General features: G+C 42.6%; 29 protein-coding genes and 1 tRNA gene. 9 read left to right on the top strand and 21 right to left on the bottom strand.

Annotated elements, in window-relative coordinates:
* Positions 1-6: 6 nt before the first annotated feature.
* Positions 7-237 (top strand): thioredoxin family protein, encoded by a 231-nt coding sequence (locus CI957_RS01855; RefSeq protein WP_096711325.1) that lies wholly within the window; start codon positions 7-9, stop codon positions 235-237.
* Positions 238-250: 13 nt separating this feature from the next.
* Entirely contained in the window at positions 251-613 is a 363-nt protein-coding gene (locus CI957_RS01850) for a putative zinc-binding protein (protein ID WP_096711326.1), read from the top strand.
* A 47-nt stretch (positions 614-660) separates the two neighbouring features.
* On the opposite strand, the gene CI957_RS01845 is transcribed toward CI957_RS01850, so the two are convergent.
* The gene (locus CI957_RS01845) at positions 661-1,197 is read right to left on the bottom strand and encodes a carbonate dehydratase (protein ID WP_096711327.1); all 537 of its coding nucleotides are present in this window, start codon (positions 1,195-1,197) and stop codon (positions 661-663) included.
* A gap of 109 nt (positions 1,198-1,306) precedes the next feature.
* Between CI957_RS01845 and CI957_RS01840 the strand changes: the two genes are divergently transcribed.
* From CI957_RS01840 to larC, 3 genes are read left to right on the top strand one after another with little or no spacing between them, the layout of a single operon-like run.
* Positions 1,307-1,828, top strand: a complete 522-nt coding sequence (locus CI957_RS01840; RefSeq protein WP_341539125.1) for a hypothetical protein — start codon at positions 1,307-1,309, stop codon at positions 1,826-1,828.
* Positions 1,829-1,863: 35 nt separating this feature from the next.
* The gene (locus CI957_RS11150) at positions 1,864-2,034 is read left to right on the top strand and encodes a hypothetical protein (protein WP_341539126.1); all 171 of its coding nucleotides are present in this window, start codon (positions 1,864-1,866) and stop codon (positions 2,032-2,034) included.
* A gap of 14 nt (positions 2,035-2,048) precedes the next feature.
* A complete protein-coding gene (gene larC / locus CI957_RS01835) occupies positions 2,049-2,210 on the top strand; it encodes a nickel insertion protein (RefSeq protein WP_123151355.1) in 162 nt (53 codons plus the stop codon).
* Positions 2,211-2,343: 133 nt separating this feature from the next.
* On the opposite strand, the gene CI957_RS10560 is transcribed toward larC, so the two are convergent.
* The 20 genes from CI957_RS10560 to CI957_RS01735 all read right to left on the bottom strand — a co-directional run bounded on the left by CI957_RS10560 (position 2,344) and on the right by CI957_RS01735 (position 14,501).
* Positions 2,344-2,484, bottom strand: coding sequence for a hypothetical protein (locus CI957_RS10560; RefSeq protein WP_164908998.1), 141 nt, complete (start codon positions 2,482-2,484; stop codon positions 2,344-2,346).
* A gap of 91 nt (positions 2,485-2,575) precedes the next feature.
* The gene (locus CI957_RS01825; protein WP_096711328.1) at positions 2,576-2,818 is read right to left on the bottom strand and encodes a KEOPS complex subunit Pcc1; all 243 of its coding nucleotides are present in this window, start codon (positions 2,816-2,818) and stop codon (positions 2,576-2,578) included.
* A gap of 2 nt (positions 2,819-2,820) precedes the next feature.
* On the bottom strand, positions 2,821-3,273 hold the full coding sequence (locus tag CI957_RS01820) for an rRNA maturation protein (protein WP_096711329.1): 453 nt from the start codon (positions 3,271-3,273) through the stop codon (positions 2,821-2,823).
* 4 nt (positions 3,274-3,277) lie between these two features.
* Positions 3,278-3,415 (bottom strand): DNA-directed RNA polymerase subunit P, encoded by a 138-nt coding sequence (locus tag CI957_RS01815; protein ID WP_013037265.1) that lies wholly within the window; start codon positions 3,413-3,415, stop codon positions 3,278-3,280.
* Between the two features lie 5 nt (positions 3,416-3,420).
* Complete coding sequence (locus CI957_RS01810) at positions 3,421-3,708, bottom strand: 50S ribosomal protein L37ae (RefSeq protein WP_013037264.1); 288 nt, start codon at positions 3,706-3,708, stop codon at positions 3,421-3,423.
* A gap of 43 nt (positions 3,709-3,751) precedes the next feature.
* The gene (rrp42, locus tag CI957_RS01805) at positions 3,752-4,546 is read right to left on the bottom strand and encodes an exosome complex protein Rrp42 (protein ID WP_096711608.1); all 795 of its coding nucleotides are present in this window, start codon (positions 4,544-4,546) and stop codon (positions 3,752-3,754) included.
* Positions 4,524-5,411, bottom strand: coding sequence for an exosome complex exonuclease Rrp41 (gene rrp41, locus CI957_RS01800; protein ID WP_096711330.1), 888 nt, complete (start codon positions 5,409-5,411; stop codon positions 4,524-4,526). The genes rrp42 and rrp41 overlap by 23 nt, the downstream gene beginning before the upstream one ends.
* A gap of 50 nt (positions 5,412-5,461) precedes the next feature.
* Positions 5,462-6,229: an exosome complex RNA-binding protein Rrp4 gene (gene rrp4 / locus CI957_RS01795; RefSeq protein ID WP_096711331.1), complete on the bottom strand. Its 768-nt coding sequence runs from the start codon at positions 6,227-6,229 to the stop codon at positions 5,462-5,464.
* A gap of 12 nt (positions 6,230-6,241) precedes the next feature.
* Complete coding sequence (locus CI957_RS01790) at positions 6,242-6,934, bottom strand: ribosome assembly factor SBDS (RefSeq protein ID WP_096711332.1); 693 nt, start codon at positions 6,932-6,934, stop codon at positions 6,242-6,244.
* 23 nt (positions 6,935-6,957) lie between these two features.
* Positions 6,958-7,728 carry an archaeal proteasome endopeptidase complex subunit alpha gene (gene psmA / locus CI957_RS01785; RefSeq protein ID WP_072358139.1) on the bottom strand — a complete coding sequence of 257 codons (771 nt, stop codon included), beginning with the start codon at positions 7,726-7,728 and terminating at the stop codon, positions 6,958-6,960.
* A 71-nt stretch (positions 7,729-7,799) separates the two neighbouring features.
* On the bottom strand, positions 7,800-8,168 hold the full coding sequence (locus CI957_RS01780) for an Rpp14/Pop5 family protein (protein ID WP_096711333.1): 369 nt from the start codon (positions 8,166-8,168) through the stop codon (positions 7,800-7,802).
* Complete coding sequence (rnp3, locus tag CI957_RS01775) at positions 8,168-8,881, bottom strand: ribonuclease P protein component 3 (protein WP_096711334.1); 714 nt, start codon at positions 8,879-8,881, stop codon at positions 8,168-8,170. Before rnp3 ends, CI957_RS01780 begins: the two co-directional genes overlap by 1 nt.
* Positions 8,868-9,305, bottom strand: coding sequence for an RNA-binding protein (locus CI957_RS01770; RefSeq protein WP_164908997.1), 438 nt, complete (start codon positions 9,303-9,305; stop codon positions 8,868-8,870). The genes rnp3 and CI957_RS01770 overlap by 14 nt, the downstream gene beginning before the upstream one ends.
* Before the next feature lie 14 nt (positions 9,306-9,319).
* Positions 9,320-9,910: a 50S ribosomal protein L15e gene (locus CI957_RS01765; protein ID WP_096711336.1), complete on the bottom strand. Its 591-nt coding sequence runs from the start codon at positions 9,908-9,910 to the stop codon at positions 9,320-9,322.
* Between the two features lie 139 nt (positions 9,911-10,049).
* Positions 10,050-10,249: transfer RNA gene (locus tag CI957_RS01760), tRNA-Trp, on the bottom strand.
* A 103-nt stretch (positions 10,250-10,352) separates the two neighbouring features.
* Positions 10,353-11,408, bottom strand: a complete 1,056-nt coding sequence (cobT, locus tag CI957_RS01755; RefSeq protein WP_096711337.1) for a nicotinate mononucleotide-dependent phosphoribosyltransferase CobT — start codon at positions 11,406-11,408, stop codon at positions 10,353-10,355.
* 27 nt (positions 11,409-11,435) lie between these two features.
* A complete protein-coding gene (gene proS / locus CI957_RS01750) occupies positions 11,436-12,872 on the bottom strand; it encodes a proline--tRNA ligase (protein ID WP_096711338.1) in 1,437 nt (478 codons plus the stop codon).
* 55 nt (positions 12,873-12,927) lie between these two features.
* On the bottom strand, positions 12,928-13,572 hold the full coding sequence (locus tag CI957_RS01745; protein ID WP_096711339.1) for a ZPR1 zinc finger domain-containing protein: 645 nt from the start codon (positions 13,570-13,572) through the stop codon (positions 12,928-12,930).
* A complete protein-coding gene (gene sepF, locus CI957_RS01740; protein ID WP_181079151.1) occupies positions 13,569-13,949 on the bottom strand; it encodes a cell division protein SepF in 381 nt (126 codons plus the stop codon). The genes CI957_RS01745 and sepF overlap by 4 nt, the downstream gene beginning before the upstream one ends.
* Positions 13,950-14,021: 72 nt before the next feature.
* The gene (locus CI957_RS01735; RefSeq protein WP_096711341.1) at positions 14,022-14,501 is read right to left on the bottom strand and encodes a DUF1947 domain-containing protein; all 480 of its coding nucleotides are present in this window, start codon (positions 14,499-14,501) and stop codon (positions 14,022-14,024) included.
* Positions 14,502-14,715: 214 nt separating this feature from the next.
* On the opposite strand from CI957_RS01735, the gene CI957_RS01730 reads away from it, so the two are divergent.
* From CI957_RS01730 to CI957_RS01715, 4 genes are all read left to right on the top strand, one after another.
* Positions 14,716-16,161 carry an NAD(P)/FAD-dependent oxidoreductase gene (locus CI957_RS01730; protein WP_128754102.1) on the top strand — a complete coding sequence of 482 codons (1,446 nt, stop codon included), beginning with the start codon at positions 14,716-14,718 and terminating at the stop codon, positions 16,159-16,161.
* A 152-nt stretch (positions 16,162-16,313) separates the two neighbouring features.
* Positions 16,314-19,484 (top strand): isoleucine--tRNA ligase, encoded by a 3,171-nt coding sequence (gene ileS / locus CI957_RS01725; RefSeq protein ID WP_128754101.1) that lies wholly within the window; start codon positions 16,314-16,316, stop codon positions 19,482-19,484.
* A gap of 9 nt (positions 19,485-19,493) precedes the next feature.
* Positions 19,494-20,120 carry a 6-hydroxymethylpterin diphosphokinase MptE-like protein gene (locus CI957_RS01720; RefSeq protein ID WP_128754100.1) on the top strand — a complete coding sequence of 209 codons (627 nt, stop codon included), beginning with the start codon at positions 19,494-19,496 and terminating at the stop codon, positions 20,118-20,120.
* Positions 20,121-20,179: 59 nt separating this feature from the next.
* Positions 20,180-21,271 (top strand): DUF373 family protein, encoded by a 1,092-nt coding sequence (locus CI957_RS01715; RefSeq protein ID WP_128754099.1) that lies wholly within the window; start codon positions 20,180-20,182, stop codon positions 21,269-21,271.
* Positions 21,272-21,273 lie beyond the last annotated feature (2 nt).

Raw genomic sequence — 21,273 nt, 5'->3', positions numbered from 1 at the left:
AATCAAATGAAAATAGAAATTCTTGGAACCGGATGTGCAAAGTGCAAGAAGACCTTTGAAGTTGTCGAAAAGGCAGTAAGTGAAGCTGGGATTGAAGCCGAGATCACAAAAGTTGAAGATATAAACAGTATTATGGATTATGGTGTAATGGTAACACCCGCAGTCGTTGTAGATGGTGATGTAAAGATTGCAGGCAAGATTCCTTCAGTCGATGATGTAAAGGAATGGATACAATAACCAGAGGGAAAATATGACCGATAATAACTGTTGTTGTTCTTCAGTAGTAGGAATATTCCCCTGTTCGGGAGGTTCCAACGTAGGCCAGCTGGCAAATCAGGCAGCAATAGAAATGACCAAAAATGGCAAGGGAAACATGATGTGTACAGTAGGCATCGGTGGCCGTATTGCAGGCCTTATGAAATCAGCAGAAGGAGTTGATGAGATCGTGGCTATTGATGGATGCCCGCTAAACTGTGCGAAGAAAACCCTGAAAAATGCCGGGATCGATGTAAATGAACACGTAATCATAACCGAACTTGGCATCAAGAAGAACAAGGATCTGGATCTCAAACAGGAACAGGTTAATGAAGTCCTTGAAAAAATCAATTCTTAAAGTCCAAATTACTTTATAGAAGGGAATTAACCTTCCATATTTTTTGCTCAGTCACTATCCATCTTACGATAACCTTCAACAAGCTCCAGGTTCACACTGGAAACTTTGTGTTTAAAATCCATTAGACCCTGATCGACCAATGGCAATTCTGTGACATCTTTCTCGCTCAGCACAGTGCGACCTACAGGCACACTTTTGGATGCCGGTAGATGGACACCCTGTACCGTAGCATTATGGAGTACCACCACATCATCTTCAAGGACACTGTCAAATACTACCGCACCAAAACCTATGAAACATCTTTTGCCCAACTGGCATGGTCCATGTACGATACACCCATGAGCCAGTGAGGTATCTTCATCGATAAAAACTTTAGACCCTTCAACGCCATGAAGAACCACATTGTCCTGAATATTACATCCTTTTCCGATAACAATAGATGCACCCGGTTCATCTGCCCGTATTACAGCATTTGGTGCTACAAGGACATCTGCTTCTATCCTCACATTTCCCATTACAACGGCACTGTCAGCAATCCAGGCAGTATCATCGATTTGTGGTTTGTCTCCCGCCGGGTTTTCCATGATTATTTCTCCTGTTGTCCCTATAAGGGATAATTACAACTATAATAGATAGCCAAATATATGAATTATATTGTAATATATAATTCATTACAGGATAGAGAGGTCAGCAATGAATCTCAAAAATCTTCTTCAAAAATACAAAAACGGTGAAGTCGGAATTGATGACACCCAGGCCTGTATCCGGTCCCTGGGTTATGTTCCTGTATGTAATGTCGCCAACATCGATACCTTCAGGAAACACAGGACAGGCATCATGGAAGCAGTACTTGCAGAAGGAAAAACACCGGAAGATATTCTGGAAATTGCAAAAGCCCAGATTAAGGCTACAGGTCGTGTCCTTATAACCCGCCTTAATGAAGATCAAACCTCATGCATGAATAATGAATTTGGCAGTGAACGGATAGATTGGGGAATCCATCACAGGACTGCAGCTGTGCATGACGGGACACCCATCATAAAGACCGGAGGTGTTGTGGCTATAATTTCAGCCGGTACTGCTGATATCAATGTTGCAGAAGAAGCACGGATGACGGCAGCGGAGATGGGATGTGAGACTGTGAAGATAAATGATGTGGGAGTTGCCGCCGGCCGGGAGGGTAACATTACCAACCGTGGTATAGAGCCTTTTTGATGTACCTGTAATAGGCCTGCCTGTATCCACCGGATATGGAAGAGGGGCAGGGTGAAGCTGCCCTGTATTCAATGCTACAGTCATGCTCGGTTCTGTCTGTTGTTAACATCGATGCAGGTTTTGTTGCCGGCTCATTCGCAGGCAGGATCGCAAATACGGTTGCTGATGCACGAGAACAGACTGATTCAGTAGTTATTGAGAATTAACAAGGCCGATCATCATGAAAATTCTACTGTTCGATCCGTTCTCCGGTGCTGCCGGAGATATGATTATAGGTTCATTGATTTCACTCGGCGCCGATGGAAACAAAGTAAAAGAGACTCTCGAATCAATACTTGATTACACCAGACAGTGGCATATTACATATCTCAGCAGAATATGATGATTGTAAAGAAGTCTCAAAAATTAGCGGAATTCCGGTCAGGGAAATTATAAGAAAAGCCCAAACAAAGGCCAGAGATAAATATGAATGAAATTCGAATTTCATTACCTTTAAACGCATGGGCCAATCTAAATTAAACTTTGTCTTCTTCATTTGATAGGCGACTTCCCTCGTAATAATCCTGCTGCTTTGCTATTTTATTGAATTTTTTGCAGGCACGAACCCATAAACAAAGAGGTCTCTCACTGTTTTTCTTACATGTTTTAAGAGCCATAAAATACCTCCAGATTAAATTTGAACAAGACTAGATTTAAAGTTTTTCACTGGATATGGATATTAAAAGTATGCATAAAACAGGGTGGAAATTAATTTAGTGATGTCAGAGTGACCATTTCAGATGCTACTTTGATAAGCCTATACCAGGTATTCAATGTGGACCTCATCGATATTAGGTCATCTGATGTAACTTTCATTATCAACTGATAGTCTTTGACATCTATTTCTATTGATGAACGATCTGTAACCAATCTATCCAATTCTGGTTTTACAGACAGGTACAATTTAAGGGCATCCGGAGTTTCAATGATTGTTTCTGAAGATGAATCCATACTTAATCATCCGTTGTCTTGAACCCCTTTATCTTTAGATTGAATAGATTATTGCCATTACAATAAAAGCTCATTAGGTCATCAGCTACCTGAATAGAACACCTGGAGTTATTATTACCCTCAGGTAATAAATCAGCGAGGAATCCTGCCAGTTTACCACTGCCTTTAATGGACGGCATACTGTCCTTTGAAGAGGATTTTTTGGGCTTGTCATAAAATACAACATTCATCCATATGGATAATTGCTGTTGCCCTTCACTATCCAAAAATGTCATACTGGCAGGATTGCCATGATATTGCCCTACAATAAGCAGGGTTTCAGCATCCATACCATACAGTATATCCTCCAAACCACTTTTACCCCGTGTGACATACTCGCAGTTAAAAAAAGATGCAAGATATTTACAAAGGGTACGGGTTGGAGGTGAAGGAGAGCGTGATGAGGAAATTAACATCCTCTCACTCTGCTTTCAATGTCTTTATAGTGGTAGGTCTTCCTTTTACAAGAATACGATTCCCACAATAAGGACAGCGTATTCCAGTGTACTGGTAGTCAATTTCAACTGCTCTTTTACACCGGGTACATTTATAATCCATATCTATTACTCAACCTGTTCGACTGCTTTCTTAACGGTTCTGGATATCGTTTTGCCCACAGAAGTGGATGGGGTGTATGTACCACCTGCAAAGGTGTGGCCACATTTCCTGCATTCCCAGATACCTGTACCGACCCTTTTTACAGTAGGTCTGTCACATTTCACACAGGTATGTGGCATATGTGTCCGTTCTTCGATATCTCCAACAAGTTTACGATCCTTACGACCGTACCTGGTACCGTACCTTCCTGCTGAACGGGAAACCCTTCCCTTTTTTGAATACTTTTTTGCCATGATAATTGTCTCCTTGGATGGTATGATCTAAAAACCCTGTTACTCATATTTCCAATAAATACTTTTCTCGTATAATCTCGCCTTTTTCCTTCGCGATCTTACTTGCCTTAACAACTTGTGCCGGTGTCAAACTACCTGAACCACTTTTTTGCATTGAACAAATGGAACCGTCCTGATTAGAGGATATGGTAATTCTTGTTTCACATACTGATTCTTCACCATAAGTGGGATCTAACACCATTTCATCACCAATCTTGACCAGTGATATACCCACAGGCATTTCACGCACAGGCATGGGGTAATCTTCACCTTTTCCTTCTCTTTCAGAAGGTACTGTTGTGGTCATAAGGGCAGCGATTGCACCCAGGGATGCGGCATCAAGTATATTTCCGGAATTATTCAGAACATGGACATCAATGAAAACCATCCATACCTCTTCGCCTTCCGTAATACAGAGCTTGTTTATATCTATTGCGCCAGATTCCCTTATGCCTCTATCTACAATCCTGGCCATCTCGATAGCTTTCTCTCTTGGAGGACCTGCTTCAAAGTCAGGTGAAGCAATTGGATTAAGTTCCATATTGGTAATGATAACTCCTTCTGTAGGACTATCGGGGAAAGGAGTACCAACCTGCATTTTGACACCCACCATTACCTGGGTATCCCCATACTGCACCATTGCAGAGCCTTCTGCCTTATCAATAATACCTGTTTCAAGAGCAATATCCCTTAACTCATTGAATTGGCGACCGTCTTCACGTTCACCCTTGAGCATAAGGTTGTAAATATAATCCCGTTTCAGTCTGGAAATAACCTCACTGCCGCTCATCTTCTTCACCCTCATCCTCTTCGGTTACATCATTTTCATCCGAGTTTTCTGCTTCAGATTCTTCATTGTCGAATGAGTTATCCCTTTCTTCGTCTTCCTCTTCTTCTGGTTCAGGGACTTCTTCTGGACTTTCCTCTTCAGCTTCTTCGCCTTCTTCATCCTCATTCCCATATCTGGAAACAAGGGCTTCACGCTGAATTTCAAGAATTTGCTGGCAGCCTTTTTTAACCATCTCCAGGCCTTCTTCAAGTTCTTCAGGAGTAAGGTGACCATCCATCTGGAGAAGAGTTATTTCCCCATCCTGGGTCATTGCGACAGGAAGATCAGCCTGACCATAATTATCTTCTGGTTTGTTGAGATCAAGAACAAGCTGCCCATCAACTTTGCCTACTGCACAGGCCGAAACAAGCCCTTTCATGGGTATGCCAGCATCTGCAAGAGCAAGTGTTGCTGCATTGATAGCAGCGGTCCTGGTCCCTGCATCGGCCTGTAATACTTCTGCGAATACATCTATTACAGCACCGGGATAATATTGTGTCATCACAACAGGTTCAAAAGCTTCTCCACTGACTTTGGATATCTCAGTACTTCTTCTGCTTGGGCCCGGTCTTATCCTATCTTCCACAGAAAAAGAGGCCATATTATACTTGTAGCGCACAAGTACTTCATTGGGTTTCTGCATCCTTCTCGGGTGCAGTTCCCGGGGGCCATAAACTGCTGCAAGCACCTTATTATTTCCCCATTCAAGGTAACATGAGCCATCGGCTCTTGAAAGCACACCCATCTCTACTTTCATGGGTCGGATCTCATCAACACGCCTTCCATCAAGGCGAAGACCCTCATCATCAATAAAACGTTCCGGTTTATCACTCATTACAAGTTCTCCAAAATCCTGCTCAGTATATTAAATATTAAAAGGGCTGCTCAACTTTCATCTTCATCACTAAGCAGCATATCTACTTTTCGGCAAGCGTCTTCTGTGTAGTCCTTTTTACTACTGGTAAATGGTACAGGTTTTTCCTTTTCCTCGATTTCATCGGATTCTTCATAACGCAGGAAAGCACTAATATGGTTGGTCAATCCTGATGTGTGGGATTTATTTTCGATAATCTCTATGGCCTGTGTCAGCCTGTTTATATCTTCATCTTTACCCTTTAACCATATCCTTCCGTTTTGCCCTATGAAAATGTCACAATTGGATTCCTTTTTGAGCATTGAAACCATGGATCCATTATGCCCGATGATACGTGGAACCTTCGTAGTGGATACATCTATAATCCTGCCTTCATCCAGACGGCGAAGACCTCGATCCTTCATTGAAAGTTCTACTTTCATGGAAGTATTAACATCTTTTATACGCAAAATCGCACAGTCCCCGATGCCTATTTCTTTTCGCATCATTGAACTATCCACCCTTTTGGGATATTCAGATACATGAAGAAGTCCGTCATACGGGGAGCCGATATCAAATATCCAGTTTGATGAAGTTACTTCTATTACATACCCAATCACATAATCCCTGGGGGACGGTATGTACTTACCTGAAAAAGGAACAACTGTTACACGATTCTTATCATTGGCTACCCCGTAGAACAGTGAATATACTTTGCCGTCCTGCACATACGTACCTGTTCCAGCTTGCTTTTCATTTTCGGAAAGCATCAGACCGGGATAAACGATTTTGCGTTTCATCCTGAAATCCCCTTATAAGAGCTCAGTCTCAGCATCACCTTTTGTGAGCCTGTTAATAAGACCATAAAAATCATTCTGCAATCCTGCGGGCATCCTGACTACAGCTGTCCAGGAACCATCATTTTCCCATTTATCTTTTACAAGGGTTCCGAAATTTGCTATTTCACCGTAAGATTTAGCTGCATATGAAGGAGGAACCTGTACCTTAATATCGACCTCTTCAAACCTGATAGGGATTATTGGACGAATTGCTTTCATCACAATTTTTACCTGCTCATCAACACTTTTAAGAGGATCAATATGTACTTTTGCTTCTTCCATTGCAGTTTTAATACGGGCTGGTGGATGAGGTGCACGCGTTTGCGGATTAAGCGCATTATGAGCAATAATGCTTACAACCTGCTTTGTCTTTTCTTCAAGGAAATGCTTTCTCTGCTCCTGGGTAAGCTGTAGTTCCCCATGCATTATGATGTTGCCTGCAACTTCATAAACATCATCCGTACCAAAACTGTTAATGATATCGGATTCTGCTGCATGATCTCCTTTCTTTGCATCGGAGAAAATATCTTCAACAGCAAGAATTGTCTCCAGCTTTACATCATTTCCTTGCCTGTACTCAAGAGCACCATCCGGGTCAACCAACACTTCAAAATGGTTACTACCTTTCTTAAGACGGGCAATTAAAGCTTCATCAAGAGATACCATAATTTTTCACACCTGTACTGGATTTACTGTTCTGCTTCTTCATCTTCTGCTTCTTCGGTTTCATCTTTGTGGTTTTCAAGTATCCGCTCCACATAGGATTCAACCTGCTGACTGGAATATTTGGAGAACATCTTATCTTCCACTTTCACCACACCGACTTCCAGAGTGGATGCATCCAGTTTCATGTCTGAAGCATTGTAAAGGGCTTCCATACCAAGCATAATAGCTTCATCCAGATCCATTCCGTCCTTGTATTTTTCTTCGAAAACTTCCATGAAGGCGTTTCTACCTGCACCGATTGCTGTTGCCTTATATTCAAGTAGTGCTCCGCTTGGATCTGTTTCAAAGAGTTTTGGTGTGGAGCCATCAACACCTGCTATTAAAAGAGCTGTTCCATAAGGACGTACGCCTCCGTACTGAGTGTAGGTCTGCTTGTGATCACAAATCTTCTTTGAGAGCACATCAACACTTATAGGCTCATCATAGGAGACAACATTAACCTGTGCTTCTACTCTGGCACGATCTACAAGAGCACGTGCATCAGCTACAAGTCCTGAAGTAGCTACCCCGATATGTTCATCAATCTGGAATATTTTTTCAATGGATTCAGCTTCAATCAAATGACTGGTAATTCTTTTGTCCACCAGGAGGACTACACCGTCCCGGGCTTTGATTCCAGCAGCTGTGGTTCCTCTCTTTACTGCCTCACGGGCGTATTCTACCTGAAATAACCTGCCATCAGGACTAAAAACCGTGATCGCTCTATCATAACCCATTTGTGGTGCCATCTGCATTTCGTATCTATCTCCTATTAATTCTTATGCACGTGGTATCGATAACAACGTATAATATAGTTTCTATCCATTTATATGTGTTTGTCGTCAGGGACGTTATATGAATCCCTTTTTTCAATGTACTTTTCGGTTGCCGATCGCACAGTACCTGCAATTCCAAGCACATTTACAATTGCAGGATAACCACCTACTCTTGTAATTGTAGCAAGTATAGCCCGGGTCAGGTCTCCTGAACCTCGCTTGCAGCGAAGTATACCCATATTATCATTAAAATCAAGCAGCCTGATACCGGCCTGACTTGAACCAAAATCGCCAATTAATGCAGCGGAATTGGAAAATATCTCATTGAGGAAATCCTCCCGTGAAACCCGTATCTCGCATATTAATTCCAGTGCAAGATACCTTTTCGGGTCCCGAAGAGTAGGAGGGAGTACTTTCATTAACAAAACTCCTGACTATTGTATTGAATAATGCGAACACCTTGCGGAGTTGAGGTATTTCTTCTGTTGCGTTTGATGATTCCTTCCGGAATAGTACTCAAAGCTGCATTTGCTTCATCCTCTTCCATACCGAACAACCCGGCAAGCGCAATCATTTCCCTGGGAGCCCGCATGTCATAGCAGGACATTGCATTGCTCGTAAGTATTGTGGGAACATTGTATTTTCTTGCAAGCTGTAAATTTTTCCTGAAATGTCCCAGAGCATGTACCCGCCTTCCACCCCTCTGTTTGATTATGACATCAAGGTTGAATGCGATTGCCACTTCATTATCGTGGGCTGATTTTGCAAGGACATGATTAAAACCATTGTCTCTGCCGGTGGGAAGATTAGTCAGGACATCTACATTGGGATTTTCTACTGCACTGCGATTTATGGATTCACTGCCCCCATGAACCACAAGAACATCTACTTTCTTACGAAACTTCCCAACAAAACCATGAAGTCTTGAAGAATTACGGACTTCTATCTCCACTCCATGAATCAGTTCTATACCTTCATGCGAACCATCAGATGGTGGTTCCCTATCAATATGATTCGTTATACCAATTCCTGAATATCCAAGATGGTTGGCAATTGAAAGCATCTGGTTTACAGAACCTGAACCATCCGGAAGCACATGGACATTCAAGTCATAATAATCAAATCTGCTCAAAAAAATCCTCCAGCATTTCAAGGGCTTTATTCCTATCTTTAGGATAAGTGGCGATTTTTATTTTGACAGCAATCGCATCAGAAGATGATTCCGTAACAAGTTTTCCAGAATATGCTTCCTGCTTGCTAAATCGTAGATGTAGCATCAGCTGATCATCAAGACGCTCATCAAGTTGGCGAAAAAGTTCATCTCTTTGGGATTTGGACAATTCCGAAACCAGACGGTTCATTAACGCAGAAGTTTCAGCCTTGCGCTTAAAATCCAGACTATACAAAGCCATCAGGTTACCGTAATGTCCCTCCACAACCATAGAATTTATCTGCTCATCGATATCCGAAGAGTTGCGGATAACATCCGGTAAAAGAAATTTCAGGGCAGAGATTACTCTGTCCCTGTCTTCGGTTGCATGCGCAGTTACGCGCAATGTTATATAGTGAATCACTTGCCCTGGTTATTGTTGGACCGGACACTCGGCCTGGTTTTCTCCGTACCGGTTCCTTTACGGCGCATACCTCTACTCTTTCTTCCTGCGCTTGTTTTTCCACGGAAAGTACGTCCCCGGCTGGAACTGTCACATATCCATTTAAGGTCCTTGTCTTTAACAATGGCAGGATGGAATGGATCCACAAGAATTGCTTCAAACCATTTATTCTTTCCATCTTCTCCTATCCAGTAAGAGTTGAGTACTTCCATGTTAGGATGGCGGCGCGAAGCCCTTTCCTCGGCAATTCTCTGGAGACTCTTTTCTCCTGTGATCTTGTTTTTACCCATATGCTGGGTCCTTCTTCCACGCATATAACGGGAATTACGCCTGCTCCCACGGTGCACCTTTACACGTACGACTGTGATTCCCTGTTTTGCCTTATATCCAAGGGAACGTGCGCGGTCTATACGGGTAGGCCTTTTTACACGGGTTACTGAGCCTTCACGTCTCCATTCCTGAAGTCTTTCCCATCTGAGATCCTTTACATAAGAATCATCAGGTCTTTTCCATGCGTCTCTTACATAACTGTAAAATGATTTTGACATTATTTCACCTTGTTTCATTCATTGACGGTTCAGCCATAAAGGCCACACTCCAACGGGATTTTTTCCCGTAGATGAAACACGCCGCTAATACGACGGCAATATGATTTAAAGGTTTGTGTTACAAAAGAAAAGGAAAACGTGGGGCTGGTGAGATTCGAACTCACGATCGACGGGTCTCTCCGAACAACTGCACTTAGCAGCTTTGACTGTTCTTATGAACACATATCAGTGCTCCAACGGTTCCTCACTGGCAAACCCCGTCGGGCAAGCCTCAGTAGACCCGTTGTTCATCATTTATCCGCTGGAGCCCGTCGCCATTCCTGGCTAGGCCACAGCCCCGCAAAACACGTTGCATGAAACGTGTAAGCATCCACCCAATACACCTCATATATAATATATTTACCGGTGCAGAGGCGGATAACCCGGCAAATATGTAATGAATTTACTCATAATCTTCCAGCAGATCTGCCAGCTCAATGCAAATCTTCTCCACCTGTGCCGTCATTTCCTGACGGGAGTGTCCCAACAAACGTCCTATATAAAAAGCCCCTCCTGCACCGACTCCTTCTTTCACATAGCCCTTCTCATATTGCTGGAGGCCCAAAAATTTTGATTTGCCAAATCCGAGATCTTCAGCAAACATTTCTACTCCAATTTGTTTTGCCAAATCACGGAAATTTGCAGTTTCATCATTTGCCACATAGCTAGTAGTAACAATGGAAAGATTACTCGTATCCATTCCCATATGTTTTATAATGCTGAATACGGCAGCCATCTGTGTTCCACCTGCAAGAATTACACGTGTACCATTACCTATACCGGAAACAAGTCCGGCAACTGCAGGCATCATGGGATCACCCACACAACGTACAGCTTCAAGAGGATCCTGCCTGAGTTTTCCGTGAGTGATATCTGAAGATTCAAGAGCTTGCTTTACAACCTGTGCTTTCAGTCCTATAGGATTTGCTGAAGCACTACTGCTCACTTTTCCATCATATCCCAGAGCGTTTAGAACCGCCTGAGCAGTTGTCGTTCCGCCCGGAATACTCTCTCCGATAACTATAAAATCTGATTTATCTTTAAGGTTTTTACCTGTTTCTTCTGCACGTTTGAAAACGGTGTGCGGATCTTCTACTGCGATTTTATTACGTATATCCGCCCCTGCAGGGACTTCAAGGTCTATCATAGGTACTTTAGGAGTGAGTTTCATACCCGCACGCACAAACACATGAGGCACTCCCGTAGTAACCAGAACGGCCCGGGTAGTAATCCCTGGCGTAGGAGTGTTAAAAGGAGGAGTCATAGGCAGTACGGGAACACTTATGATATTTCCCGTTTCCAGCACTTCAGCATCTCCTGCAGGAGTATAATCTGTCAGTTTGGCACTCTTTCCTGCGGCTGAAAGACCCTCTATATATGCAGTTTCGGTGTTGGAAAGCACACATACGAAAAGAGGCTTTTCGGGTACATCTTTATGTCCAGGTAGGAATGAATCCATGATAACCACTGTTTTATTTTATTAAATTCAATAGGTTCTTGAAATATAAATGGAATTGACTGCCTCTTCACCACACAGAGGGCATTTTTTACCCTTACAGCCAGGTTGTTCATTCGGTATTCCAAGTATTCCGGCTCCAATGACATCTTCCATCTCTTTACCGCAATCTTTCTTTCCACACCAGTAAGTCTGAACAATTCCATGAACCAGTTTATCTTTGATCCCTTCCAGACCTTCACAAAGGAAAATATGTTCCCGTAATTGGGCCTCAGCCTGTGAATACAGGTTTTCATGTATATCTGCGAAGGTGTCCTTTATGGTTGAAGCTATATCTTCAAGTGGAATCTGTTCTTTTTCACCGGTGTCCCTTCTTGCCATCATTGCTGCCTTATTTTTCAGGTCACGGGGACCAATTTCCAGCCTGATCGGTACACCCTGCATCTCCCATTTGTAGTATTTGGCACCCGGGCGCTTATCGCTATCATCAGTCTTGACCTTAATACCGGCATCCTTGAGCTCTTCTGAGACCTTTTCACAGGCTGCAAGAACTTCTTCGGGATTTTTGAATATGATGGGAATAATAACAACCTGCACAGGGGCGACCTCAGGTGGAAGTACAAGTCCCTTGTCATCACCATGAGTAGAAATTAGTGCTGCAAGACAGCGTTCAGAAACACCATAACAGGCCTGGTGAGCATATACCTGCTCCCCTTCAGAATCTTCATAGGTTATTTCAAAAGTCTTTGCAAAATTATCGCCCAAATGATGGGCAGTACCCACCTGAAGCGTTCTCCCGTCAGGCATCAGTGAATCAACAGCAATCGTATAATCCGCACCCGGAAACTTATCCCAGTCGGGTCTTCTGGAAGACAGTATCGGTATCGCAAGCCTGTGGTAGAATTCAGTATATATCCTTATTGCCTCATCTACCTGGCCGGCTGCTTCATCCCATGTAGCATGAACCGTATGCGCTTCCTTGAAAGAAGTGATCTCCCTGAGGCGGATAAGGGGACGCGTGTGTTTTGTCTCATAACGGAATGTGTTGACAATCTGATACAGGCGCAAGGGGAGGTCTGCATGAGAGCGCACCCAGAGCTTATACATCGGATATATGGCTGTTTCACTTGTGGGACGCAATGCAAGCTTTACTTCAAGAGGAGATGTCCCCCCATGGGTCACCCAGTAGACCTCATCCTCAAATCCCTTTATGTGCTGTGCCTCTTTCATAAACTCGGATTCAGGGACAAGCAGAGGAAACATTGTTTCTTCATGGTCCCTGTCAAGAAGTTCCCTCATAATAGAATATGTTTTTTTTCTGATAGTAAAACCGAAGGGATGCCATACATAGAGACCCTTTACAGGGTAACGTACATCCATTATCTTTGCAATTTGGAGTAATTCATTATACCATTCACTGAAATTGTCTTTTGATGGCAATGATGCTTCTTTTTCCTGTTCGCCCATAAAGTCACCAGAAATTGTTTTTAAAATCCTGCGAAGATAAATAAACCCATTATTTTTAGTCATTTCCAAGAGGTTGGATATTTTCAGAAGAGTCAACCTTGAGATTAGCGGAATCAGCATCCAGAATTACCATCCCTGTTTTAAGTGCTGATGCCTCCTCCGGAGTAAGATTGCTGCATGATGCCCTCTCAGATATAATAGTGCTGTTACCCAGTGGATCTTCCATTATGACGGTAAGATTAGCCTTACTGGAAAGTGTATCATTTAACCTTTTCAGAATATTTTTCCCTGCAGCCTCTTTTTCCGGATCATCTTGCGACCATTTTATTGCAGTTTTCACTACATCCCTGACTCTGTAGAGCAATCCTTCAATATTTGTTACATAGGAATCAGAAACATTACCTGGTTCGATAACAATACCAAGTTCAGGAATCCTTACAGTTCCAGATATTGACCGGATAACCCTGCAGTTAAGGTCTTCTTCCTTTTCTATTTTCAATTCACAACGTATCGGCTCTTTCTGAGCCAGGATCATAGTGTCTGTAAAACGAAAACCACAGCCACAACGACTCGTTACATACATAACTTCACCAAAAAAAGGTATATCGTCACTCTGCCAGTGCATGATCATTTCATTGTGGCAAAGAGGACAGGTGGTTTGGGTATCAAATCCCTCTTTCCTTTCGCTTTCTGGGTTCAATATCTCCCACCAATTACCTTGGACCTGTCTATTTTTACGCCGGTTGGTGTTACCAATACCTGATCTTCTTTAATCCCCGCAATATCACCGTGGACATCAATTATAACTTCCTTGAGATCTTTCAAAGCACGATCCAACATCAATTTATCAGCCTTTATATTGGAAATATCAATCATAAGGATATTACCGTCATATATTTCCTTTTTAAGGGACGGTAATTCATTAAGATTGGTAAGTTCAGCAACCCTTACGTAAGTTTCAGCAGGTTCTTCATCCATTACCTCTTCATACTTACCAAGATCAAGTTCAGTGTACTCCTCTGCAGAAGACGTAGCTTTAGTTCCACTTCCGAACAATTTGTCCATGAATGCCATAATCCACACCTTTTATTTTGAATTAAAGATCTAATGTCCTTATAACGTTCATTATATTTTAAAGATATCTTTGTCTTAAAGTTCCAGATTCCAGAATTCATCACCCACATAATGCAGGGATTCTACTGCTTTGCCTGAATCCGCAACCATCTGAGGTCCAGGCACAAGGGCCTTTCCGATAGCCAGTGGTTTTTTATGAGTTTCCTCTTTTATAACGACAATATCCCCTTCTTTGATAACAGGATCTGCCGAAACAATACCCGGACTCATTATATCCGCGCCATTAATTACAAATTTAACGGCGCCCTGGTCCACAACTACCACGTATTCATTTATACCATATTCAAGCACACCCCTAACTGTAGGGTGCCAGTCTTCCTCATATTTGAAGAATAAGATTTTACCCTCTACGATGAGGACTTCCATGTCATCTGCCCGGGCACTTTCTATTTTGCTATCTTCAAGACGGCTAATTTTGCCAAACTTTTCTTCCATTCCTTCAAAAAGTTTCTTCCTATCGGATTTTCTCAATTGTACCCTTGATTTAACCTTCAAAATATCACCCGGACGGATAGATCTGATCGTATTAGAATAAAAGTTGCCATAAGGATTTAAACCTTTATGCCTAAACCGGTTTGTTCACTTTGCCTAAATTATTTATAACCCATTGTCGTATTTAGTGAAAAATACATCTGACAATCTTGATTATCTATTACACATATGAACCTACAGAATAATCTGAATTTCAGGGTCTTTAAAGGAGAATATTATGAATAAATATGATGCCATTGTAATTGGTGCAGGAGCAACAGGCCTGCTTGCCGCACTTACACTTTCAAAACACGGAAAGAAAGTACTGGTACTTGAAAAAAATAACCAGGTTGGAGGGAACTGTAACAGTTATGATGTTGATGGTTTCCAGGTCGATACTGGACCCCATGCGATAACCCACCTGAAAGCAGGTCCTTTGAAAAGATTGATGGAAAATTACTTTGACTACCTTCCTGTTTTCGAGGATTACGGAAATTATTTTGTCAGAACTGAACGCAATTTTCTAAAAGTACCATCTAATCTCAAAGAATTTGCTGTATTCGATGCACTACCCCGTAAAGACAGATTACTTATTGCACAGACCCTCACCAAAGAATTGACACTTTCTACCTTCGGCGTCGATCTTTCGAAAAAATCTGTATATGATGCACTACCAAAGACACTTTCCACAGACTCATACAATTTTGTTGATGCAATCTCCCATTTCCTCTCCGGCAAATCAATGAAGGAAACCTCGGTGCACAGGATATTAACAGGGAGCAGTTTTGTCAGGGACAGTATTACACAGGCACAATTTGCCAGCATTGTATCAAAACCCGACAGACCACCGGTTGAATCCATCCTCCAATCCATAATCCCTGCAAATTACCACAACCAACTACAACTTCGGTTTAACAGTGTATCAAGCCAGTTTTCATCCCTGGGAAGGCTTGCAACAAACAAGGCAAATTATTCCCAGGGGTACCCCCGAAAAGGTCTCAAAGCACTGCTCAATGCCATCCTGTATTCTTTACCCGATTCAGTTGATATAAAGACTGAGAGTAAGGCTAAAAAGATACTTGTTGAAAACAATCAGGTTACAGGAGTGGAAAGCGATGAAATCTATCTTGCAGACATAGTCATACACACCGGTTTTGTAAAGCATTTACCCGAATTAGTGCAAGATTTACCCCACAATTATATCGAGGAGTTGGACGGAATTGTTAATAGTAAGAGCCTGACTGTATGGCTGGGTCTTGATGAGACCAGGAAGGAATTCAACTACAGGGGTTCTGAAATCTGGTTTAAGAATAATGCGTATTGGGCAATGCCAATAAGTAATTATGACCCAACCCTTGCACCACCGGGAAAACAACTTGTAGGTTTTGCTTTTGCAATAGATGATTCTTCTCCTGAAAAAAAAGAAATAAAAAAAGCCCATGAGACAATATACAAAGTTGTTCCTGATATCCAGGATCATGTGGAAATGCAACATGACCAGGTAACCATTCCTGAAAAAGCTGCAGTTACCATAAATGGCCATTTTGCAGGGATAAGAACACCCGTAAGGAATCTTTATGTGGCGGGTACAGATACCGATAGCCGCAGTATGGGAGTTACACGTGCAGCATATTCCATAATTGAAATGCTAAGGATATTAAATGAAGATTCAAACCTGCATTGAGATACGTGTATTATGTTCTTTAAAAGTTGAATTCCAGCAACCATTTTGGCATTCAGCATAAAAGATTCACGAATTATTTAAAGCTAAATTATTTAAACCCATTGTAGTATTAGGATAACCAGAATATCAGCTGTTCATGGAGATTACTTATTATGATCAAGGAAGTTACCGATCAATATAATGCACAAAAAATCGAGGAAAAAGTCCACAATTTCTGGGAGGATAACCATGCCTACATGAAAGTAAGAGAACATCGCCGTGGAGAAAAGCGATTTTTCTTTGTGGACGGCCCACCATATACTACCGGACATATACATCTGGGTACCGCCTGGAACAAAATTATCAAAGACTCCATACTTCGTTACAAATCCATGAATGGGCATGATATTGTAGACCGGGCCGGTTGGGACATGCACGGCCTCCCCATAGAAGTAAAAGTTGAAGGAGTCCTGGGTTTTGAATCAAAGAAAGACATTGAAAGTTATGGTGTCGAAAAATTCGTTGATAAATGTAAGGAATTTGCCCTGAAACAAAAGGATGCCATGACAGACCAGTTCCGCACCCTTGGGACATGGCTGGACTGGGAAGACCCTTACATGACTCTCAAGGATGAATACATAGAAGCTGCCTGGTGGACCCTCAAACAGGCTTACGAAAAAGATCTGCTTGAAGTGGGTAAAAGGGTAGTGAACTGGTGTCCCCGCTGTGAAACAGCAATTGCAGATTCTGAAGTTGAATATGAGGATCGTACCGACCCTTCCATTTTCATCAAATTTGCAGTAAAAGATGAAAATGACACATATATTGTCATATGGACTACCACACCCTGGACCATCCCTGCAAATATGGCTGTGGCTGTAAATCCTGATTTTGAATATGCAAAGGTCAGGGCCGTGAAAGAGGATAAGGAAGAAATATTGATAATGGCCTCCGATCTTGTGGAAAGTGTACTTAAAAAAGGAAGGTACACAGATTATGAAATCCTTGAAACAATGCCAGGTGAAGGTGTTGCTGGCATGGACTATGAGCATCCACTTGTGGAAAACATACCGGAACAATCCAAATTCGATCATCGGGTTTATCTTGCCGATTTTGTAACTGCTGAAAATACAGGTTGTGTCCACATTGCACCCGGGCATGGTGTGGACGACTTTGATGTAGGAAAGGCAAATGATATTCCTGCTTTCTGCCCTGTTGGTTCAAACGGCCACTACACCAAAGAGGCCGGCAAATATGAAGGTATGAATATCCGGGATGCCAACAACGTTGTGATGGAAGACCTTGATGCAAAAGGCCTCCTACTTGCCGATGATACCATCTCACATCGTTATGGCCATTGCTGGAGATGTAAGACACCTATCATCTATCTTGCCACCAAACAGTGGTTTATCAAGATTGGTGACCTGAAGGAAGATATGCTTGCAGAAATAAAGAAGGTTGACTGGCATCCTGACTGGGCCGGTTCTGCAAGATTCAGGGACTGGATCGAAGGGGCCAGGGACTGGTGCATATCCAGACAACGCTACTGGGGAATCCCCCTGCCTGTATGGAGATGTGAGGAATGTGAATCTCTCAAGGTCGTAGGAACCCGCAAGGAACTGCAGGAAATTGCCGATGTTGATCCAGACACCGAGCTCCACAGGCCCTATGTGGACGAAATCAAATTAACATGTGACTGTGGCGGCCGTATGTCAAGGATTGAAGATGTTTTTGATGTATGGTTTGATTCCGCAGTGGCATCATGGGCTACACTGAACTATCCTCACCGGGAAGACCAGTTCAATGAATGGTGGCCTGCAGATTTCATAACAGAAGGACATGACCAGACCAGAGGGTGGTTCTATTCCCAGCTTGGCGCCAGCATGGTGGCTTTTGGACAGGCCCCTTACAAGAGTGTGCTGATGCACGGGTTTACACTGGATAGCACAGGAAAGAAAATGTCAAAGAGTCTGGGTAATGTGGTCCAGCCTCATGAAGTCATCGAAAAATACGGCGCTGATTCCCTGCGTTGCTATGTGCTTTCTTCAAGTGCCCCCTGGGAAGACCTGAAATTTAACCAGGATGAACTTGCAACGATCCACCGGACAATAAATATTCTCTGGAATGTCTATCGTTTCCCTCTTCCCTACATGGCCCTGGATAAATTTGATCCACAGGAAGTCTCTTTTGAAGCAGTTGAGCCATACCTGCGCAAAGAAGACCGCTGGATATTATCCAGGATGCAATCCGTTATAGAAGAAGTGGACAGGTCAATGGAACAGTACCTCCTGCATCGTGCTATCAGGACCCTCAATGAGTTTGTATTGGAGGATCTTTCCCGGTGGTACATCCAGCTCATTCGACCCCGTACCTGGAACGAGGCGAATGATCCTGACAAACTGGCAGTGTACAGGGTTCTTTATGATGTATTTGTAAACCTCTGCAAAGTAATTGCCCCTTTTATGCCCTATCTGGCAGAAGAAATGTATGAAAATGTTGTGAAAAACGTCGATCCCGATGCATATCTAACTGTTCACATGTGTAACTGGCCAAAAGTGGATGAATCACTTAAGGATACCGATCTTGAAGAAAAAATGACGGTTGTGCGTGCCATGGTTGAAGCCGCATCCAATGCCCGCCAGAAAGTAAAAAGAAAACTACGCTGGCCGGTCAGCCGCATAATCATTGAACCTGAAAACAGACAGGTCTATGATGCTGTAATGGACCTGCGTTTTGTCCTTATGGACCAGACAAATGCCAGGGATATAGATATTGTGGAAGTTAATAACAGTTGGGATGAACTTGGAGTAGAGGCTTCCCCAAATCACAGCTCTATAGGACCGGTCTTCAAACAGGATGCAGGCAAAGTCATCCAATATATCCAGAAAGCCGATGCAAATGAATTGAAAAAAGGACTGGAAAATGGAAAGATGAAGATTTCCCTTGATGGTGAACCTGCAACCTTAACCCCCGAAATGGTCAAATTTGAGGACAGAGTACCTTCAATGGTTGCTGTAGCAGATTTCAGCGGAGGGAGAATCTATGTGGATGCAAACCTCACCAGAGATATTGAATCCGAAGGTTTTGCCCGTGAAGTGATCCGCAGGATACAGGACATGCGAAAGGAACTCGATCTGGAAGTGGATGAGAACATTCTTGCACATATCCGTATAGATGATGAAAGGATTGTCGACCTGGTGCTGGACAGGGAAAACTACATCGCAAAAGAGGTCAGATCACAGATTCAGGTAATTGGCTTTGATGTGGATGCTACAGGCACTCTGGTAAAAGACTGGGATGTGGAAGGCATAGATGTGCATATTGGAATATCCCCTGCTAACTGAGGAATTTGAATGGAATATGACAAATGGGAACCAATATACAAAAAAATAGTAGAAGATTTCGATTTTTCCGAAAATGCTGATGCTGATGCTGCACAGCTTCTTTCAAATCTTCTCATCGGACCTGTAAAAGCAGACCTAAACGGTCTTACTGATGTTATCAAGGGCAAAGATACATTAATTTGCGGTAATGCGCCCACACTGAAAAAAGATCTTGAGCAGGTAGACCCTTCAGACCATGCAATCATTGCTGCCGATGGTGCAACATCAGTTCTGCTTGAGCAAGGCCTTCTCCCGGACGTGATTGTAACTGATCTTGACGGAGATGTTGAAAAAGAGATTGAGGCAAACAAGAAAGGAGCCATAATGGTAGTGCATGCCCATGGCGACAATACAGACAAAATTCTCTCTTTTGTACCTCTTTTAACCAATATTATCGGTACATCCCAGACAAACCCTCCACATGGCCTATTCAACTTTGGAGGCTTTACAGACGGCGATCGGTGTGTTTTCATGGCTCATCAACTGGGGGCAACTTCCATGACTCTGGTAGGTTTTGATTTTGATGATGACAATGTCGATGAGACCAAAAAGAAAAAACTTAACTGGGCACGTCGGCTGATTGAAGGATTTGCATGAAAAGGATCGCTTCAGATAACCTATATATAACTTTGTATTAATTTATATCTAGAACTTCAATGCAAACTCTGGTAATCTGTATAGACCGGGACAATGATCTTGGGGACAAAGCATGGGTCCAAACACCAATTATAGGCAGAGAGGCTCACGTAGATGCTGCTGTCAGGCTTGCGTCTGTAGATCCGGAAGATTCAGATGTCAATACACTGTTTGGCGGAATCCATGTTTATGACGAGCTGAAAGAAAAAGGATCAGATGTTGAACTGGTCTCTTTTGCAGGAGACCGGAATGTAGGTGTGATTTCCGACCAGCGCATATCACGCCAGCTTGATGATATACTTTCCCGCTATGCTCCACAGGAGGCCATTTTTGTCTCCGATGGAGCTGAAGACGAAACCCTTTTACCCATTGTTCAATCAAGAATAAAAATCGATTCAGTAAAAAGGATTGTCGTTAAACAAAGCGCAAATCTTGAAAGTACATATTACATTCTAAAACATGCATTCAATGATCCCAAGATATCCCAGACATTTTTTGTCCCCCTGGGACTTGCAGCTCTTATCTATGCCATTTTCCTTCTGGCCCGATATCCGGAAGGAGCAATCATTGGGATTTCAGCTGCCATTGGCATTTATATGTTATACCGGGGATTCGATCTGGACGAATCGTTTGCCGTTGTCAGGGAAAAGATGAAACAAGCCTTCTATGCAGGCCAGATGACCTTTGTCACCTATATGGCCGCAGGGTTGCTGATAATAATCGCAACCATAATGGGAGCTCTGGAATTGTGGGGTTACTATACAACAGGAGGTGGCTGGTATTATGGCTTGATTACTCTTGTGACTGTTTTCATAAACAAATCCGTATGGTGGTATGTTTCAGCCTTCCTTTTTGCGATTGCAGGAAAAATAATTGACCTAAAAATGGAAAAACATTTTTGCTGGAGAAAACTATCTCCTGTCCTCTTTGTAATTGCAGCAGGTTTTCTCCTATGGGGTTCCAGTGAATATATATTATCAATAAGTTCCCTGCCATCCGAATCTACAGCAGGCAGTTTCAGCTTACAATATTTCATTTACTCGATAGTGTTATCCATAATTTCGGCTCTTGCAGGTGTAAAGTTATCCTTTTCAGGCAATCGAGAGAAATAAAA

The sequence above is a fragment of the Methanohalophilus sp. WG1-DM genome (assembly GCF_004104135.1).
GTDB lineage: Archaea > Halobacteriota > Methanosarcinia > Methanosarcinales > Methanosarcinaceae > Methanohalophilus > Methanohalophilus euhalobius.
Note: the sequence above shows the minus strand (reverse complement) of the source record. Positions and strands in the feature narration are given on the sequence as shown.

Coding starts and splice junctions, on each gene's coding strand:
- CI957_RS01855 (WP_096711325.1), top strand. CDS start 7: ATGAAAATAGAAATTCTTGGAACCGGATGTGCAAAGTGCAAGAAGACC.
- CI957_RS01850 (WP_096711326.1), top strand. CDS start 251: ATGACCGATAATAACTGTTGTTGTTCTTCAGTAGTAGGAATATTCCCC.
- CI957_RS01845 (WP_096711327.1), bottom strand. CDS start 1,197: ATGGAAAACCCGGCGGGAGACAAACCACAAATCGATGATACTGCCTGG.
- CI957_RS01840 (WP_341539125.1), top strand. CDS start 1,307: ATGAATCTCAAAAATCTTCTTCAAAAATACAAAAACGGTGAAGTCGGA.
- CI957_RS11150 (WP_341539126.1), top strand. CDS start 1,864: ATGGAAGAGGGGCAGGGTGAAGCTGCCCTGTATTCAATGCTACAGTCA.
- larC (WP_123151355.1), top strand. CDS start 2,049: ATGAAAATTCTACTGTTCGATCCGTTCTCCGGTGCTGCCGGAGATATG.
- CI957_RS10560 (WP_164908998.1), bottom strand. CDS start 2,484: ATGGCTCTTAAAACATGTAAGAAAAACAGTGAGAGACCTCTTTGTTTA.
- CI957_RS01825 (WP_096711328.1), bottom strand. CDS start 2,818: ATGGATTCATCTTCAGAAACAATCATTGAAACTCCGGATGCCCTTAAA.
- CI957_RS01820 (WP_096711329.1), bottom strand. CDS start 3,273: ATGTTAATTTCCTCATCACGCTCTCCTTCACCTCCAACCCGTACCCTT.
- CI957_RS01815 (WP_013037265.1), bottom strand. CDS start 3,415: ATGGATTATAAATGTACCCGGTGTAAAAGAGCAGTTGAAATTGACTAC.
- CI957_RS01810 (WP_013037264.1), bottom strand. CDS start 3,708: ATGGCAAAAAAGTATTCAAAAAAGGGAAGGGTTTCCCGTTCAGCAGGA.
- rrp41 (WP_096711330.1), bottom strand. CDS start 5,411: ATGAGTGATAAACCGGAACGTTTTATTGATGATGAGGGTCTTCGCCTT.
- rrp4 (WP_096711331.1), bottom strand. CDS start 6,229: ATGAAACGCAAAATCGTTTATCCCGGTCTGATGCTTTCCGAAAATGAA.
- CI957_RS01790 (WP_096711332.1), bottom strand. CDS start 6,934: ATGGTATCTCTTGATGAAGCTTTAATTGCCCGTCTTAAGAAAGGTAGT.
- psmA (WP_072358139.1), bottom strand. CDS start 7,728: ATGCAGATGGCACCACAAATGGGTTATGATAGAGCGATCACGGTTTTT.
- CI957_RS01780 (WP_096711333.1), bottom strand. CDS start 8,168: ATGAAAGTACTCCCTCCTACTCTTCGGGACCCGAAAAGGTATCTTGCA.
- CI957_RS01765 (WP_096711336.1), bottom strand. CDS start 9,910: ATGTCAAAATCATTTTACAGTTATGTAAGAGACGCATGGAAAAGACCT.
- cobT (WP_096711337.1), bottom strand. CDS start 11,408: ATGGATTCATTCCTACCTGGACATAAAGATGTACCCGAAAAGCCTCTT.
- proS (WP_096711338.1), bottom strand. CDS start 12,872: ATGGGCGAACAGGAAAAAGAAGCATCATTGCCATCAAAAGACAATTTC.
- CI957_RS01730 (WP_128754102.1), top strand. CDS start 14,716: ATGAATAAATATGATGCCATTGTAATTGGTGCAGGAGCAACAGGCCTG.
- ileS (WP_128754101.1), top strand. CDS start 16,314: ATGATCAAGGAAGTTACCGATCAATATAATGCACAAAAAATCGAGGAA.
- CI957_RS01720 (WP_128754100.1), top strand. CDS start 19,494: ATGGAATATGACAAATGGGAACCAATATACAAAAAAATAGTAGAAGAT.
- CI957_RS01715 (WP_128754099.1), top strand. CDS start 20,180: ATGCAAACTCTGGTAATCTGTATAGACCGGGACAATGATCTTGGGGAC.